The sequence below is a fragment of the Bradyrhizobium sp. WSM4873 genome, assembly GCF_055811355.1.
Window position 1 is genome coordinate 1 of sequence record NZ_JBVVPS010000100.1, and the last position, 1,123, is coordinate 1,123.

The following is a 1,123-nucleotide window of genomic DNA, read 5'->3' on the forward strand; positions in this document are numbered from 1 at the left end:
TGGAGGCCGAGGGCGTTGAGGCGGTCGAGGGTCGGATGGGTGAGCAAGGGATGATCTCCTAATTGTAGTAGCGCGGTCCGCGGATGTTGGCATGCAGGATCGGCGCATCGTCCGCGGAACGCTGGTGAGCAGAACGCCGATCGAGATTGTTGGCGAGGATCGACTTGACCGAGCCATAGGTGCGCGCGCCGATGTCGATTGCCCGCGCAGCCGCGGCGTCCAGCCGTTCGCGCCCATAGGGGGCGGCGAGCCTGAGGATGCCGAGACAGGCGCGGAAGCCTTGCTCGGGGTGCGAGCGCTCGTCGAGAATGAGGTCGCACAACGCGCTGGTCGCCGGCCCGATCGCGGCGGCGTCCTGGCGAATACGTGCGATGGTCCAGCCGGCGTAGCGCCGATGGCTGGAGGCCATGTGCTCCGGCACGGTGGTGTGTTTGTGATTGCCGCTCATGCGCTGATGCGCGGCGATCCGCTCGCCCTTGTGGAAGATCTCGACGGTACGGGCCGTGAACCGCACCTCGACCTCGGCGCGGGCGAAGCGATGCGGAACGCTGTAGTAATGCTTCTCCACCTCGACGTGGTAATCGAGACTGACGCGGCGGATCCGCCACTCGGCGAGGACGTAGGGGGACGCCGGCAATGGCTTGAGCGCCGGCCGGTCGACCTCCTCGAGCAACCGGCGGCGTGTCACGCCGAGCCGCCGGATCGGCCGTTCCTCGTTCAGCCTCGTGAGCAGTTCGCCGATCGCCGCATTGACCTCGGCCAGGCTGTAGAAGGTGCGATGGCGCAGGCGGCCGAGCAGCCAGCGCTCGACGATCAGGACGGCCTGCTCGACCTTGGCCTTGTCGCGCGGCTTGCGCGGCCGCGCCGGCAAGATGGCGGTGCCGTAATGCGCCGCCATCTCCGCGTAGGTACGATTGATCTGCGGGTCGTACAGGCTCGCCTTAATGACCGCGACCTTGGTGTTGTCGGGCACCAGCAGCGCCGGTATGCCGCCGATCGCCGCGAAGGCGCCAACATGGGCGCTGATCCAGTCGGCGAGCACCTGCGTCCACGTCGCCTGCGCGTAGGTGAAGCTCGATGCGCCGAGCACGGCGACGAAGATCTGCGCCGTTCTGCGCTCACC

The 1,123-nt window shown here is 67.6% G+C and carries 1 protein-coding gene; it reads right to left on the reverse strand.

Going from position 1 to position 1,123, the window contains the following annotated elements; all coding sequences use genetic code 11:
- Window positions 1–58: 58 nt before the first annotated feature.
- A partial coding sequence (gene istA / locus AC0L21_RS37900) for an IS21 family transposase (protein ID WP_473267076.1) occupies window positions 59–1,123 on the reverse strand: 1,065 nt, incomplete at its 5' end.